This is a genomic window from Chromobacterium sp. LK11, from assembly GCF_001043705.1.
In the GTDB taxonomy this organism is placed as follows: Bacteria; Pseudomonadota; Gammaproteobacteria; order Burkholderiales; family Chromobacteriaceae; genus Chromobacterium; species Chromobacterium alkanivorans.
This window is the reverse complement of record NZ_LDUR01000036.1, coordinates 1-15,360: the sequence shown is the minus strand read 5'-3', so window position 1 is coordinate 15,360 and position 15,360 is coordinate 1. Positions and strand designations below refer to the sequence as shown.

Here is a 15,360-nt window from a genome sequence, read left to right as displayed (position 1 = left end):
GACAAAAACCTCAACAAAAGCGGGACAGGCCGGGCAAACCCTTGATGCGGCAGCGGATATCCGGACGGGGTATTTGCCCGCACCCGCCCTCCACCCCGCGAAACCATGAAAAACGGGCCGGCTAAACGCCGGCCCGTACCGTTGCGAGGACCTGAAACCGCTTATTCCCGCCGCACATCCAGCAGTTCGTGCAGCTGATTCAGCGTGGAATCGTCCTTGACCACGTGCTGCAGCCATTCTTCCAGGCTCATCTCGGCCCAGCGCGCCGCGCGTTCGGCCAATAAGGCCACCGGGCTGTGCGGTTCGTTGCTGCGGAAGTAACGAGCGACTTCGCTCAACATCAGCACCGCTTCCTGGCGGCTGCGGATCTGGCCGTTGAAGGCGACGGGGGCCGTCGAAGCGGCGGGGGTGGGCGCGCTATAGCTTTGGGTCACGGCTTTTCTTTCCACGGCGGGTTCGACGGGAGCCGGCGCAACGCCGGCCGGCGCGGTTTGTTGACGGTAACGCAACACCAGGTCCTGGCAGGCGTAGATGCCGTTGCGGATATCCGCCAGGCTGGGCGCTTCGCCGCCGAAGCGCTGGTCCACTTGCTCGTCCAGCGCTTCATAGCGGCCCAGCGCCTCTACCAGCGCTTCGGCCTGGCTCTGGAACCAAGCGTGGCCGGACAGGTTGGCGTTCTTTTCAAACTCGTCGCCGGAGAGCTTGCCCTCGGCGATGGCGGCGGCCTTGGCGTCGGTGTCTTTCAAGCCCAGGTTTTCCACGTCGCGCGATTGCTGCCAGTCGTTCCAGCCGTAAGCGCCGAACTCGGGCTTCAGCAACGGCACGTTGCGGATGGCCAGCCCCAGTTGCTGGTTCAGCCATTCCAGCTTGCCGACGCGTTCGTCCAGATCGTGCGGGTCCAGTTCCGGATAACCGCTCTCCCAGTATTGACGCAGCCAGCCGTCCAGCGCGGCCAGGCCCAGGGCCAGGCCGGAGATGCCGTTGGCCTGGACCTGGGCTTCCGCGTACCAGGCCAGCAGTTGCAGGTCTTTGCTGCTTTGACGCAGCGCGTCTTCGCACAGGCGGATGACTTTGGGCCATTCCGCCGTTTTGAGGGTTTGCTCCCAATCGCCTTGCGACAAGCCCGGGTCGTCGCTGCGACGGGCTTCGCGAATCTGGTCGAAGAGAGTGGAGTAAGCCAGGTCCTCGCCCGCCGGCGATGAACCGGGGATGGGAGCCAGCAGCTGCTCCACGGTTTGTTCGATGTTTTCCATGCTTGTGTGGCTTCTATATATAGAGAGGTTGCGATCAGCCCTTGCCGACTTCCGGCATGGTGGAGATCAGCGAGGCGCCGCAGCTGACTTTATGGCCTTCCAAGGCCACCGGCTTGCCGCCCACCACCCAGGTGGGATCGCCTTCCACGATGGTGCAGTTGACGTGCCCTTGCTGCGGGCAGGTGACGGAGTCGCCCAGGCAGGCGACCTGCTTGCCGAACAAGGTGGTGCTGGAAGCGGCGCTGACGACGTTGCCGCCATGATCGGTGGGGTCGCCCAATCGGATCACGCGTTTCATGCGGTAGTCTCCTTGCGCGGCGGCCTGGCCATGGCCAGCGCCACGTGGTCGTTGCTGAATTGAGTGAGGACGGCCGGCGCGGCCAGCCGCGCGCTGTGGCTGACGACGGCGGCGGCCAGCATGGCGTCGGCGGCGACGCCGACGTCGCCCCAGTCCCGCGCCAGATTGCTGGCCTCCTCGATGGGGTGCAGTTCCACCTTGTGCCGGCTCAAGGCGCTGGCGATGGCCGCCAGGCGCACGCCGCCGCCGTCGACGTCGCCGCTGTTGTGGGTCAGCCAGGCCAGCTTGGCCGCCTGGTCGTTTTCCGGCTTGGCCTCCTCCGGGCTGAACGGGTAGTCCAGCAGCGCGGCGTTGACCAGGGCGTTGTCCAGCACCGCTTGCAGCTGGCGCGCCAATTGCAGCGCGCGCTCCTCCTGCACCGCGACGGCGCTGGACTGGCCCACCTGGGCCAGCACCGGCAACTGGGCCAGCCCGGCCTGATGACGGGCCGGCACCGTGCCCCAGCTGCCGCTGGAACGGCTGAAGTCCTTTTCCCAGTAAGGCTGGTAAGGATCGGCGCCCTCGGCCACGGCGACCGGGCCGAGCTCGGGCTCCGGCAGCTGCTCGCGCAGGAACAGCAAAGCCGCCACCGCCAAGCCGGACTTGCCCAAGCGGCGCCGGCGCGCCGTCGCCGTGGCGTCCTGCGAGTCGTCTTCGTCGGCGCCTTGCAGCAGGAGCGGCGCATCGGCGCCGAGCACGATCACGCCCGGCAGTTCCGGCTCCTGTTGCAGCAGCTGCCGCGCGCGGTCCGCCACCGTGCCGGTGCCGGCCCCCGCCAGGAAGCGCGCCTCCGGCGTCGGCCAATCGTCTTCCAGCGTGTCGGCCATCGCCTCCGTCTGCCATTCCTTGGCCGCGGCGATCTGCTCGATGCCGGACTCGCTGGGCAGCACTTCCATCATCAACGGCAGCCAGGCCGCGCCGGGCGCGACCGCGTAGAGCTCCCGCAACGCCTCGACCACATGCGGCCGCAAGGCTTGCAGCGCCTCGTCGGCGTCGATGTCCGCCGCGTCCAGGCACGACCACCGACAGCCGTCCGGCGCTTCAACTAGCCAGCTCGGCTCGCCGTTGGCCGGGACGGCGCGCGCCCACAGCCAGCGGCAGTCCACCGCCGCCTGGCGTTCGCGCAATTCGGCCAGATGCCGTTCGCGGGCGGCGTCGCGCGCGGACTGGCGCTCGGCCTCCGCCGCGGCCTCCTGGTCCGCCTCTTCCTGCTTGGCGCGCTTTTCCTTCAGATAGCCCCACAGCTTGACGCCGGCGCTGAGCAGCATAGGCGGCCCCAGGTGCAGCAGCAGGATGGCCGACGGGCTGATGCGCTGCCAGCTTTGCGGCAACACCAGCCACAACAGCCCCCACCAGGCGACGGTGCTGACGCCGAACAGGCCCAACATTTTCCACATGGACGCGATTCCTCAGCTCAGCCGCACTTTGACCTGCTCGCCCTTGAGCGAGACGGCGATCTTCTTCACCGGCTTGCCGCTGGCCATGCGCGCCAGCAGATCGCTGGAGATCTGCGCCAGCAGGGTGCGGGTCAGGATGGCGTCGGCGTTGCGCGCGCCGCTGTCCACGTCCAGGCAGCGCGCCGCCATCTGTTCCGCCAGTTCCTCAGGGAACTCCACTTGCGCGCCGTGGTTGTCGGCGATGCGCTGACGGATCTTGTTCAGTTTGAGGCCGACGATGGCGCGCAGCACTTCATCGCCGATAGGCAGATAGGGCACGATGGTCAGGCGGCCGAGGAAGGCCGGCTTGAACACGCTTTGCAGCGTGGGCCGCAGGATCTCCACCAGGTCTTCCGGCGTCGGGTCGCGGGTTTCGCCCTCGACGGTGACGCCGTGCTCGCAGGCGCGCATCACCAGATCGGTGCCTGCGTTGGAGGTCAGCAGGATGATGGTGTTCTTGAAATCGACCTCCCGGCCTTCACTGTCTTCCAGCAAGCCTTTGTCGAAGACCTGGAAGAACAGCTCCATCACGTCCGGATGGGCTTTCTCCACCTCGTCCAGCAGCAGCACCGAGTAAGGCTTGCGCCGCACCGCCTCGGTCAGCACCCCGCCTTCGCCGTAGCCGACATAGCCCGGCGGCGAGCCCTTGAGGCCGGACACGCTGTGCGCTTCCTGGTATTCCGACATATTGATGGTGATCAGATTGCGCTCGCCGCCGTACAGAGCCTCGGCCAGCGCCAGCGCGGTTTCGGTCTTGCCCACGCCGGACGGCCCCACCAGCAGGAACACGCCCTTGGGCTTGCCCGGGTCTTCCAGATTGGCCTTGGCGATCTGCACCCGCTCGGCGATCTGCTCCAAGGCGTGGTCCTGGCCGATGACGCGCGCGCCCAGCAGCGAGGCCAGCTTCTGCACCTGCTCCAGCTCATTGCTGACCATGCGGCCCAGCGGGATGCCGGTCCAGCCGGAAATCACGTCGGCGATCACGCTCTCGTCCACGCACTCGAAAGCCAGCGGCTGGTGCTTTTGCAATTCACGCAGCGCCTTGCGCTTGGTCTGCAGCGGGCTGAGCTTCTTGCCCTTGGCCGGCTTGGCCTCGGCCTGCTGCTGTTTGAGCTCGTCGATTTCCGCGATCAGCTTTTGCTGCTCGTCCCAGGCGGCGTGCAGCTTCTCCAGGTCCGCCTGCAGTTCGGCGCGCCGGGCTTCCAGTTCGGCGATGCGTTCGGCGTGACCTTCTTCGCGCTGCAGCGCGGTCACTTCGCGGTCGATATTGTCTATCAGCACCGACACGTCCTCGATCGGCCCCGGCTTGCCGGCGCGCGACAAGGCGACGCGGGCGCAGGCGGTGTCGAGCACGCTGATGGCCTTGTCCGGCAGCTGGCGGCCGGCGATGTAGCGGCTGGACAGATGCACGGCGGCGGCCACCGCCTCGTTGAGGATTTCCACCTTGTGGTGCTCGGCCATCGCCGGGGTCAGGCCGCGCACCATCTGCACAGCGATTTCCGGCGCCGGCTCCTCCACCTTCACCACCTGGAAGCGGCGCGCCAGCGCGGCGTCTTTTTCAAAGTACTTCTTGTACTCGGCCCAGGTCGTCGCCGCGATGGTGCGCAGCTCGCCGCGCGCCAACGCCGGTTTCAACAGGTTGGCCGCGTCGTTCTGGCCGGCCGCGCCGCCGGCGCCGATCAAGGTATGAGCCTCGTCGATGAACAGGATGATGGGCACCGGGCTGGCCTTGACCTCGTCTATCACCTGGCGCAAGCGGTTCTCGAACTCGCCCTTGACGCTGGCGCCGGCCTGCAACAGGCCCAGGTCCAGCGTGCGCAGGGTGACGCCGGCCAGCACCGGCGGCACTTCGCCGTGCACGATCTTGCGCGCCAGGCCTTCCACCACCGCGGTCTTGCCCACGCCCGGCTCGCCGGTGAGGATGGGGTTGTTCTGCCGGCGGCGCATCAGGATGTCTATCATCTGACGGATTTCGACGTCGCGGCCCAGGATGGGGTCGATCTTGCCGGCCTTGGCCTGGGCCGTCAGGTCTATCGTGTATTTGTCCAGCGCCGGGCTGCCGCGCTTGCCGGCCGCGGGCGCGGCCATCGCCGGCGCGGCGTCCTCGCTCGCCGCCGGCGCGTTGGCCGAGGCCTCGCCGCCGTGCTGACGCAAGGCGGCGTAAGCGCCCTGCAGCCGGCCGGCGTCCTGGCGCGCCAAGGCGGCGGAGCCGGATTGCAGCGCGCCGCGCAGCGCCTCGTCCTGCCACAGCGCCAGCAGCAGGTCCAAAGTGGACACGTCGGCCTGCCCTTGCTCAGCGCTGGCCAACAGCCAGGCCTTCTCCAGCCACTTGGGCAACCAGGCGGACAGCACCGGGTTGCGGGTGTTGCCGCTGCGGAAGGCGTCCAGCGCGGCTTCCAGCTCGCGCTCGATGCGCGGCAGGTCCGCGCCCAGCGCGTGCAGCGCCGCCAGCGCGGCGTTGTTGTCCTGGTCGAACATCGCCAGCAGCGCGTGTTCGATCTCGATTTCAAAATGCGTGCGCGCCAGCGCGCGGCTGGCCGCCTGCTCAATCGCCTGGCGGGCGGTGGGGGTCAGCCTGTCGATCAGGGCTTTCAGGGATACGGACATATCGTTCCAATACGCTCAAAATGAAAAGTCGATTCCGCCCGCGCCGCTCAATGCAGCAGCGCGTAGCGCATGTCTTCCGGGTCTTGTTTCTGCGGGCCCAGCCAGCAATTGCCGCCCAGGCGCAAATCCGCCGGGCCGCCCAGCTGCGCCGCCGGCACGTCGCGCTTGTCCAGCACCAGGCTGACGTCCGCCGCCAGATTGTGGCCGACGGCGAATTGCAGCAGCGCCTGCAAGGCCTGCGCGCCGGGGCCGCCAGGCAGCAGGGCCTCGAACTGGGCGCGGCGCATGCTGCCCAGCCGCAGCTGCAGCTTGGTCTGGCGGTCCCAGACCCGGGAGCCGGCGAACAAGGACACGCCCAGCTCGCTCTCGCTGTCGCCCAGCCGGCTTTGCTCCGCCGCCGGCACCTGCATCCACTGGCCGACGAACTGCTCCAGCGCGGCGTCCACGCCGAAAAAGCCCTGGATCAGCGTTTCCAGCGCCTGCGCCGACAAGGGCTTCTGGCTGAGCAGGCCGGCGTAATAGATGAACAGGTTTTCGTCCAGGCTCGCGTCCGGCCCCATCTGCTTGCGCAGCTGCGACAGGCCCAGGCCGCCCAGGTCCAGCAGATTGCGGGTGAAGCCGTCGCGCTCGCCGGCCTCCACTTCCAGCCAATAGCGGTATTTGCGCCAGGCGCCGAAGAACAAGGCGGTGGCGCGATGGCTGAAGATGTCCAGGAAGGCGTGCAGCGATCCGTCCTTGTACTGCTGGCGACGCTCCAGCAGCAACTCGGTGTAACTGGTGGGCAAGGCGCCGCTGGGCCCGGTCAGCCCGATGAAGCTGACCGTCATTTCGTCGGTGGCGTCCAGCTGCTCCGGCTCCTTGGCCGGCTGATAACGGCTCAGTTCGCTGGGCGGGAAGGACAGCGAGGCCAGCGAGCGGAAACGCAGGCTGGCCGGCAGCCGGCCGCGGCGCTCGCCGCGCTTGCGCGCGGACAGGCCCAGGATGCGCACCGCCTGGAAGAAGCCGAACTGGCTGGCGTCGCGCGCCAGCTCCAGCTTCAGATCACGAGGGCTTCGCCGGCTCGGGCTGGCCATGAGGCTACCTCCTCGTCTTGTTGAACCGCATGCACCCGCAGGCGGGTGAAACTATTGGGCGCGCAATACAGCGCGAAGAAACGCTCCAGCACCGCGGCGAACAGATAGACGCTGCCGCCGACGTAGTAATCCGGGTCCAGCGTCAGGCGGATTTCGCTGCCGCGCACGAAGCCGCTGAAATCGCGGCCGGACACGCGGGTCACCGCCGGCTGGCTTTCAATCCCCACCACGCCCTGGATCTGGCGCACATTCACCGGGGAATCGATCAGGTTGTACAAGGCCAGCATTTCCTGCAAGGCGGCGCAGCCGGAATCCACGATGGACATGTAGTTCAGCGACAGATGCGACACCAGCCGCCATTGCACCGCGCGGCCCAGCGGACAGCGCTGGCTGGCGCTGGGCTTACGCAGCAGGCGCACGCGCTTGACCACGGAATGGCCGGGCAGGGAAAAATCCGTGCGCTGGGTGGACTGGCTGCCGCCAAACGGAATCTGTTCCGGCAGATCGCGGTTGCTGCACAGCAGCTCCAGGCTCAGCACCTCGGTGGCCGGCCGCACCGCGTTGAACTCCAGGTCCGCCAGATGCAGCTCCAGATCGGTGCCCTTGTCGCTCTGGCGCGGCGACGGCTCCCGGCTGGCGTGCCAATAAAAGCGCGGCGCCTTCTTTTCGCTGCCGTGGCGTATCGCGTAAAACGGCGGCACCTCCTCGCTGCTTTCGCCGTCGCCGGATTTCTCCACCCTCACCACGCGCTTGATCTGGATCGCCTCGTAAGCCTGCTGCTTGCGCGCGTCCACCAGCACCGGATAGCTGGCTTTCTGGTGGGTGACGCGGATGGGCTCGCCCGGCTGGGTGAACAGATTGACGATGGGGGTGCAGCCCAGCTTCAGGTGCTGGGCCTGCAACTGGGTCTGCAGCCGGTTGTGGCGCTCGCTGTCCGGGTATTCGTCCAGCAGCAGGCGCAGCACCAACTTCTCGCCGTCCAGCCGCGCCGCCGCCTTGTCCAGCTGCAGCAGATCGACGAACAGGAATTTGTCCGGATAGCAGAAGTACTCGGTCAGCAGCCGATAGCCCATGAAGGAGCGCTCGTCGTAGTCCAGCAGGCCCTCGTCGCGGCCGAAGCCCACCGCCCGCAGGCTGCTCGCCGACAGTTTGCGCGTGCGCGTCGGGTCTTCGCTGCCGTCGCCCACGCTGACGCCCTGGACATTGGACAGCAGCATCTCGTACAGCAAGTGCATCAGCGCCGGTTCGCCGTCCAGGAAGAAGCGCAGCGATTGCAGGCCGATGGCGTTGACCGCCAGGCCGCCGTGGGTGTGGAACTCCAGCGTCAGCACCGCCGCCGCGTCCGGCGCCAGCTGGCGCAGATAGGGCGAGCCGCTGGTCAGCTCCAGCTTGGCCTCGGTCAGCGACAGCGGATACAGATCCACCGGATAAGCGCTGCGGAATTTGCACACCACGCCCTGCATCGCCGGCGCGTGCACCGGCTGGCCGCGCTCCACCCGGTAGCGCTTGGCGATCTCCGGCCGCTGCGGATCGCATTCGAACTGTACGATGGTGGCCGAGGGAATCGGCTGCAGATAGTGCGGATACAGCACATTGAGGAAGCTGGCGGCCACCTCCGGATATTCGTCGTCCAACTTCTTGTGGATGCGCGCGGCCAGGAAGGCGAAGGACTCGATCAGCCGTTCGGTGTGCGGGTCTTCGCACTGGTCGCCTTCCATTTGCAGGCGGCCGGCGATCTTGGGATAGCGGCGCGCGAACTCGCCGGACAGCTGGCGCAGGTGTCCGAGTTCGCGTTCGTAATACGGCAATAAGGATTCAAGCATTAAGGCTCACGCGCAATTCATCAAATATTCATTTCAGCAGGCGAGCGCCGCCCGCCCTGTTTTAGTGTTTGTGCCCGGCCAAGTCTTCAGCCGCCCCAATACCGCAGCGGCAAACGCCAGTCCAGGCCATGCCGCCAGGCGTAGTACAGCCACAAGCCCACGGCGGTATACAGCAGCGGCAGCAGGTTGTAAGCCAGCAGTTCCAGCCAGGAACGCAGTTCCGACTCCCCGCTCGCTTGTCGGATCGCCTTGGGGAAGCGGCCCTCGTAGCTCAACAGCAGCGAGGCGTAATGACCCAGGCCCCAGATCACGAACACCGGCGTCAACGCCAGGCGCAACCACAAGAAGCTGCGCCCCAGATCGAAACCGCCCGGCAGGCTCAGTCGCGACACCGTCCACATGCTGCTCAAGGGATTCGGCCACTTGCTGCGCAGCCGCTTCGGCGCCGGCACCGCGTCCGCGCCGTCCTCCATGAAGCGGCGGATATATTCCCAGAACGACAGCAAATGCTGGTAGTCCCGGCTCGGCAAACCAATGAAAGCGCCATCCACGCCCAGCGGGCTGTGCGGATTGTCGGTAGACTCCGCCCGCGCCGCCAGCACCAGCATGCCGCCTATGCCCTGGTGATTCGGCATGTCCTTGGGCAGGCCAACATCAATCATGTCCCAGTCATAGGCTTTGACCCCGCCCAAAAAACCGGGCCGCAATAAATAGACTTTGCGCGTTTGACGGTTGAAACGCACCACCAGTCGGCGCATGGTAAAAGCTTCCAGACGCCAAACCTTTAGTAAGTAGCGAAAAAAAATGAACCAAATAAGTGGGACAATGCACACCAAGACGGTTAGAGGAAAAAACAAATCCGCATCATAATAAGAGGCCCGACCACTCGCATCGACCCCTGTTATGGCTTCCCTTAAAATAGCAATCAAAAAATCAGCGCCACCAACAAGATAAAGGCAAACTACTCCCATAAGAAATGTAATCAGCCCTCTCTTTTCATCATTGTAAGTACAAAGATCCAAATAGGTTTTCGTTTTTCGATAGAGAGAACCATTATCATCCAATAACTCAGACCGGCTCTCTTTCACATCAATTTCACGGAAATCCGGGTCATAGCGTACACCCCGCGCCAGCATTTTCTTGGCGTCGTCCTTATTTTCTTCGGCAATGTCTTTCTGGATATCGTCAAACCAGGAGCCTGGCTTATGCTTGCGCCGTCCCATCGCCAGCGACCATTCCAAAAAATACATAAGCCTCTCTTCCTGTTTTCAAACCGCCATCATCATCCGGCTTTGCCTATAGCCCCAAATAAGACAGCGGCAAACGCCAGTCCAGACCGTGTCGCCAGGCGTAGTACAGCCACAAGCCCACGGCGGTATACAGCAGCGGCAGCAGGTTGTAAGCCAGCAGTTCCAGCCAGGAACGCAGTTCCGACTCCCCGCTCGCTTGCCGGATCGCCTTGGGGAAGCGGCCCTCGTAGCTCAACAGCAGCGAGGCGTAATGGCCCAGGCCCCAGATCACGAACACCGGCGTCAACGCCAGGCGTAGCCACAAAAAGCTGCGCCCCAGATCGAAACCGCCCGGCAGGCTCAGCCGCGACACCGTCCACATGCTGGTCAAGGGGTTGGGCCACTTGCTGCGCAGCCGCTTCGGCGCCGGCACCGCGTCCGCGCCGTCCTCCATGAAGCGGCGAATATATTCCCAGAACGACAGCAAATGCTGGTAGTCCCGGCTCGGCAAGCCCAGGAAGGCGCCATCCACGCCAAAATCCCGATAAGGATTTTCGTTTTCTTCCGTCTTAACCGCCAATACCAGCATGCCGCCTATACCCTCATGATTCGGCATATTTTTTGGCAAAATGGCGTCAACTTCCTCCCAGTCATAAGCTTTGACCCCGCCCAAAAAACCAGGTCGCAACAAATAGACTTTGCGCGTTTCTCTATTGAATCGCACCATCAATCGGCGCACAGTAAAAGCCTCTAAACGCCAAGCCTTTATTAAATAACGAAAAAAAACAAAATACAACAATGGAACAACGACACTAAATGCTACCAAAGGAAAAATCAAACTAGAGAGAGAAACGACCTCTCCACTCTCATCAAGTCCTGTTACAGCTTGCCGCAAAATAAAAACCAAAAAATCAACTCCACCTATAAGATAAAGACAAACTACTCCCATAAGTAAAGTGATCAAACCTCGTTTATCATCGTTGTAAGTACAAACATCCAAGTAAGCCTTTGTCTTACGGTAGATAGATCCATTGTCATCCACCACCTCTGAACGGCTTTCATGGATATCCGACTCTTTCGCCGTCCGCAAATGCCCTAGGCCTTGAGCGAACAGTTTTTTCTCATGTTTTTTTTCACGCTCGGCATTCTTCTTTTGTTGCTCATCCCATATCGATCCAGGTTTGTAGCGCTTGTGGTCCAAGACCACCATCCATTCCATCAGATACATCTCACTTTACCTCCAAGACGGCAGCATCCAAAGCCGCACCCTCTTCCACCGCGCTACCAAAACCCGCGGCCTTTCTATCCTTGCGCAGGCAGGATTTGTCACACCAGCTTTCCAACGCATTATCGCTAAACAACCAGATCGCCACAGTCAAACCTATGCCTACCACAGTGAATAAACGTGCGCCACGCAGTAGCAATAAGGCAATACGCTCCCCTGCCGCAAATTTGCTGACATTAAGCATCCCTTGCAATAAAGTCCGACCAAAATCACTTGTTGCACGTTTGAGCAACCACTCCAAAAATGGCCCAGAGGCTCCTAAGGCAATTCCGACACCAACCACGGCTCCAGAAGTGGAGACAATACCTCTAAGGAAATACACGGTTGCCAAATTAATATTTTTGGACTTTGCATCGTTAGCATTATCAAAGTCTACAATCGCACCAATTACACCCGCCACCGTACCCAAGCCGCCGGAAGCCAGCTTCAAGGCGCCGACGCCCACCTTGCTACCGCTGATCAGCGCCGGGTTGCGGCTCTCGCCTATCTTCTCGCAGACGCTGCCGGTCAGCTCCAGCATCACCGCGCCCAGGCCCAAGGCGGCCGCAGTCAGCTCCCAGGCCTCGCGCTGCGCCGGCTTTTCCCCCAGCTTGCCGGCCTTCATCATCACATTCATCATTTCCAGCATCGCCACCACCGAGCCGAAACGCAGGCCGTTCATGCTGTTGGATTTGCTGGCCGCGGTCAGCAGCTTATTGATCTGATTGCGCTGGGCCTTGGCCGCCGCCACGCTCTTGGCATCGAAGGCGTTGGGATTGGGGTAGGCCGCCGCCAGATCCTTGTTCATGATCTTGCCCAGCGACAGCGACAGCAGCCGGTGGACCACGCCGGCGCGCAGCACCTGCTTGTCCAGCAGCTTGCCGCCCGGCATCCGGGCCAGCCCGGCGTGGCCCAGTTGCAACAGCAGCAGGTTGACGCCGCCCAGGTGGGCGGTGCTGACGCCGCTGACATGGGCGACGGTTTCCAGCTTCTCGGCCAGGTCCTTGACCTTGGACCAGACATCGCTGATGCCCTTGCCGGCCTCCTGTATTTTTTCATACGGGGACAGCGCGTCGCTGAGCCCGCCTTTCGCCACATAGGCCTCGGTCGCGGTCTTATAGTTCAGCATTGCGGCTTTGAACACCATCGCGCTGGGCTTCAGGTCTTTTTGCTCGACCTGCTTGATCAGCCATTCCTGACCAATGTCGCAGCTATTGAGGCCGTGCACGCAAAAACCGACCTGCCCGGCGAAAGCGACGCCGCTCTCAAAGTGCTGGTCATCGTAAAACCCCAGGGTGTCGTGCAATAGCGGCGCGTTCAGCCACTGCATCAAGTCTTGCGCCCGCTCCTGGTTTTTCTGGTCGCAAACGTCGCCCAGCGCCTCGAAGCTCTTGAGCACCGCGTTGTAGGACGACTTGGGCCACAAACGCTTGCCATATTTCTCCCAAGCACCATCCCCTATACCCTTGGCGTACTTGCGCCGCCATTCCTGCTTTTTGCTTTCGTACTCTTCCCGGTTCTTGTAGATACTGTCATACGGGATGCCTCTCAAATCTGGAGCCCGGAACTTTGGGTTGTTTTTCGCCTCCTTGGCCAAGTCATCCAGGGCCACCCCCAGTTTGGGTTCGCGCCGACTGATGGCGCCGTTGCGCACCTGCTCCTCCGCAGCGTTGACCGAGCGGATGATGGCCATCAGTTGCTCGTTCTTGTAATTGGCGAACACGGTGCTCTCCGCCGCCATCACCGTGCAGAGCCGGGCGATGGACAGATTGCGCCAGCTGTTCAGTTCCTGGGCCAGACCCAGCGGGTCGTGCAGGACGATGGCCATGCCCTTTTTATTGAGCAGTTCCACGCCCAGGTTTTTCAGCCGCCCGGTATAGGGGTAAGGCTCATTCTTGACCAGCTTGGCTTCCGCGCCGAAGAAGGGGTGCATGTGGTTGTTGAAGCGCGGGGCCAGCTTGCGCTCGCCGCCTTCGATGGAGCGGAATTCCACCACCTTGGAGCGCAGGTCGCCCGGCTGCAGCGCATGCGGCTGCGTCACGGCCTTGGCCTGGAATTTTTGCAGCTTGTTATGCAGCTTGCTGTCGGATTCGATCTTGCTCAGCGCGGCCTTGGACAGCGGGTCCGGCAGGAACAGCACGCGGAATTCGCTGACATCCTGCGCTTTCTCGATGGAGATCATCGAGGCGTTGATGTCGTCGCCCTTGGTGGTGCAGGTGAACGGCGGGGGCTGCACCGCGTCGCCCAAGGCGATTCTGGCGATGTAGCCCTGGTGATTGACCGCCCAGGCGCTCTCCCATTTGAGTTTGCCCGAACGCTTGGTCATCACGTACAGATAACCTTGGCGCAGCATGCGGACGGTGTAGGCGGCGGTGCGCAGCTTCTTGTCCGCCACGCCCTGGCCCAGGGTGCCGCTGAGTTCCGGAAACTCGGCGTGCCCTTCCTCGCTCGCCGCCACCGCATAGCGCAGCGGCAGCAGCATCAGCCCGGTCTTGCCGCAAAATTTGTTACCGCAGGGGGTTTTAGTGCTCACTTGATTGATTCCAGGTTTTCCGACGCTGCCTTGCGCCAACTTGCCTCAGGCCTTCAACCGACGATATTGGCCGCCGACATCACGCAAACGGCTGCTGCCTTGCTTTGTTCCAAAACTCCGCGCCGGCGAACAGCAGCCACTCCGTCAACGCCGGAGCTCTGTCTTGCCGGTACTGCTCCAGCTCCGCCGCCACGTCCGGGTAGCGCTCTTCGCAGTCCCTTCCCAACAACCACCACAGCGCGACGCAGCCCGCGGCTTCATCCTCGGTGTCCACCCAGGGCAAGGCCGCGGCTTCGCGCAGCCAGCTCAGCGCGAGCGGGAAGTCCGGCCACTGCGCCGCCACCGCGTCGGGGTGCAGTTCGCTCAAACCCGCCACCGTGCGCAACAGCTTGTGGTAATGCGCGGCCCAGTCCAGCCGCGCCCAGTGCTCGGCGCGCAGCGACACCGCGCTGGCGCGGCCCTTGGCTTCGTCTATCCCCATATGCCGATACGCGGCCGGATGGGCCGGATAGCACCAATGATCGATAGGCCCCAGCAACTGATTCTTGTCCTCGCCGCTCAGGCTCTGGTCCAACAGGCTCGTAATCCTTGGGTCGTAGTAACGCAGATGATGTTGCCGTCCATCGGGATGCGGCTGGGCGAACAGGCGCTTCAAATGCCTAGCCACCTGCTCCGCCGGCTGCGCGGACCGAAGCCAGGCGCTGACCATGACGGCGCCGCCCTTGCGCAGCGAGTCGCCGATGTCGTCGGTCCCCCGACTTAGCCAGGCCTGGCGCTCCTCCGGTCCAAAGTCCACGGTTTGCGCCAGGTCTATCAGCAGCGGCGCCTGTTCCGGCGCATGGGCAAAAAACGCGTCGTTCAACACCGTGACCGCGGGCTCCGGAAAACAGGCCGCCAACTGCTCCGACGCCAGCGGGTCGCCCAGAGTCCGGTCCAACAGCAGATACCAGCCTTCCGGCGCATCCGCCTGCAAAATTTCATGCAAAGCCTGCATAGTTCCAATCTCTCATCCTGGCCGCAACGCTCAATCCGGATACGGCGCGCTCGCCGCGCCGGCGTGCGCGGCGTCCGCGGCCTGGTAGTTGCAGGGTTGCGGAGGTTTGAACGAAGGGGTGGGCAGACTGGTGCTGGCCGGCCCGCTCCAATCGTGGCTTCCTCCCTTGAAGCTGACCGTTCCCGGCGCATGCAGCTCTATCTTGCCGTCCTTGATCCGCACATAAGCGCCGCCGCTGGTCAGCAGAATCTCCTTCTTGCCGTTCCACAGCTGCTGGCCCTTGATCGCGGTGATCTTGACGTCCTGGTCGCCGGTCACCTCGATGCTGTCGCTCTGCGCCTGCACCTGGATCTTGCCTTTAGCGGCAATCAGCTTCAGCGCGATCTGGTCTTTGACCCCGGCGACGAACAGGCTGATGTGCTGGCCCACATTGTGGAGCCAGCGCCGGCCGCTGGTCTGGTTGGTGTCGCGCTGCGCCACCAGGTCCAGGTTGGTGCCGGCCGCCACGGTCTGGCTTTGCTGACTCAGGCTGGCGATGCCCGCCGGCGCGGACAGCACGATCAGCGGTTGTTGGCCGGCTTGGTCTTTTGCGGTCTTGCCGTCCTTGTCGGTGTTGGAGCCGGCTTCCCAGGCTTTCAGCGCGGCGGCCTGGTGTTGCAGATGGCCTTCGGTTTTCTTGGCGGCTTTGGCGTTGTCCGGACCGATTTCCTCCGGCCCGGTTTCCATGGTGTCGGCCTGCTGGCCGGTGGCGGTGTCGCCCAGGCTTTGGCTCAGACCCAGCGCCGCATCCAGCTGGCTTTGCGCCTGTTCG

Annotated in this window: 11 protein-coding genes; all 11 read right to left on the bottom strand. The window is 63.5% G+C overall.

Annotation, left to right across the window (positions count from 1 at the left end):
* Positions 1 to 161: 161 nt before the first annotated feature.
* Positions 162 to 1,253: a type VI secretion system protein TssA gene (gene tssA, locus VK98_RS19265; RefSeq protein WP_048415596.1), complete on the bottom strand. Its 1,092-nt coding sequence runs from the start codon at positions 1,251 to 1,253 to the stop codon at positions 162 to 164.
* Positions 1,254 to 1,287: 34 nt separating this feature from the next.
* Entirely contained in the window at positions 1,288 to 1,551 is a 264-nt protein-coding gene (locus tag VK98_RS19260; protein WP_019103381.1) for a PAAR domain-containing protein, read from the bottom strand.
* Entirely contained in the window at positions 1,548 to 2,987 is a 1,440-nt protein-coding gene (locus VK98_RS19255) for a hypothetical protein (RefSeq protein WP_048415595.1), read from the bottom strand. The genes VK98_RS19260 and VK98_RS19255 overlap by 4 nt, the downstream gene beginning before the upstream one ends.
* A gap of 12 nt (positions 2,988 to 2,999) precedes the next feature.
* Complete coding sequence (tssH, locus tag VK98_RS19250) at positions 3,000 to 5,633, bottom strand: type VI secretion system ATPase TssH (protein WP_048415594.1); 2,634 nt, start codon at positions 5,631 to 5,633, stop codon at positions 3,000 to 3,002.
* A 47-nt stretch (positions 5,634 to 5,680) separates the two neighbouring features.
* Positions 5,681 to 6,706, bottom strand: coding sequence for a type VI secretion system baseplate subunit TssG (gene tssG, locus VK98_RS19245; protein WP_019103378.1), 1,026 nt, complete (start codon positions 6,704 to 6,706; stop codon positions 5,681 to 5,683).
* Positions 6,670 to 8,529 (bottom strand): type VI secretion system baseplate subunit TssF, encoded by a 1,860-nt coding sequence (gene tssF, locus VK98_RS19240; RefSeq protein ID WP_048415593.1) that lies wholly within the window; start codon positions 8,527 to 8,529, stop codon positions 6,670 to 6,672. Before tssF ends, tssG begins: the two co-directional genes overlap by 37 nt.
* Before the next feature lie 86 nt (positions 8,530 to 8,615).
* The gene (locus VK98_RS23490) at positions 8,616 to 9,779 is read right to left on the bottom strand and encodes a DUF6708 domain-containing protein (protein ID WP_082159139.1); all 1,164 of its coding nucleotides are present in this window, start codon (positions 9,777 to 9,779) and stop codon (positions 8,616 to 8,618) included.
* A 46-nt stretch (positions 9,780 to 9,825) separates the two neighbouring features.
* On the bottom strand, positions 9,826 to 10,986 hold the full coding sequence (locus tag VK98_RS23485) for a DUF6708 domain-containing protein (protein ID WP_082159138.1): 1,161 nt from the start codon (positions 10,984 to 10,986) through the stop codon (positions 9,826 to 9,828).
* Position 10,987: 1 nt separating this feature from the next.
* Positions 10,988 to 13,555, bottom strand: coding sequence for a T6SS effector BTH_I2691 family protein (locus VK98_RS19225; RefSeq protein WP_048415592.1), 2,568 nt, complete (start codon positions 13,553 to 13,555; stop codon positions 10,988 to 10,990).
* A gap of 79 nt (positions 13,556 to 13,634) precedes the next feature.
* Complete coding sequence (locus VK98_RS19220) at positions 13,635 to 14,549, bottom strand: DUF4123 domain-containing protein (RefSeq protein ID WP_048415591.1); 915 nt, start codon at positions 14,547 to 14,549, stop codon at positions 13,635 to 13,637.
* Between the two features lie 30 nt (positions 14,550 to 14,579).
* Positions 14,580 to 15,360 (bottom strand): DUF2345 domain-containing protein (locus VK98_RS19215; protein ID WP_048415590.1); only part of this gene is annotated, 781 nt, incomplete at its 5' end.

Bases quoted from the DNA above. Each gene is read 5' to 3' on its own strand.
- VK98_RS23490 (WP_082159139.1), bottom strand. From the start codon at position 9,779: ATGTATTTTTTGGAATGGTCGCTGGCGATGGGACGGCGCAAGCATAAG.
- tssG (WP_019103378.1), bottom strand. From the start codon at position 6,706: ATGGCCAGCCCGAGCCGGCGAAGCCCTCGTGATCTGAAGCTGGAGCTG.
- tssF (WP_048415593.1), bottom strand. From the start codon at position 8,529: ATGCTTGAATCCTTATTGCCGTATTACGAACGCGAACTCGGACACCTG.
- tssH (WP_048415594.1), bottom strand. From the start codon at position 5,633: ATGTCCGTATCCCTGAAAGCCCTGATCGACAGGCTGACCCCCACCGCC.
- VK98_RS19255 (WP_048415595.1), bottom strand. From the start codon at position 2,987: ATGTGGAAAATGTTGGGCCTGTTCGGCGTCAGCACCGTCGCCTGGTGG.
- VK98_RS19260 (WP_019103381.1), bottom strand. From the start codon at position 1,551: ATGAAACGCGTGATCCGATTGGGCGACCCCACCGATCATGGCGGCAAC.
- tssA (WP_048415596.1), bottom strand. From the start codon at position 1,253: ATGGAAAACATCGAACAAACCGTGGAGCAGCTGCTGGCTCCCATCCCC.
- VK98_RS23485 (WP_082159138.1), bottom strand. From the start codon at position 10,986: ATGTATCTGATGGAATGGATGGTGGTCTTGGACCACAAGCGCTACAAA.
- VK98_RS19220 (WP_048415591.1), bottom strand. From the start codon at position 14,549: ATGCAGGCTTTGCATGAAATTTTGCAGGCGGATGCGCCGGAAGGCTGG.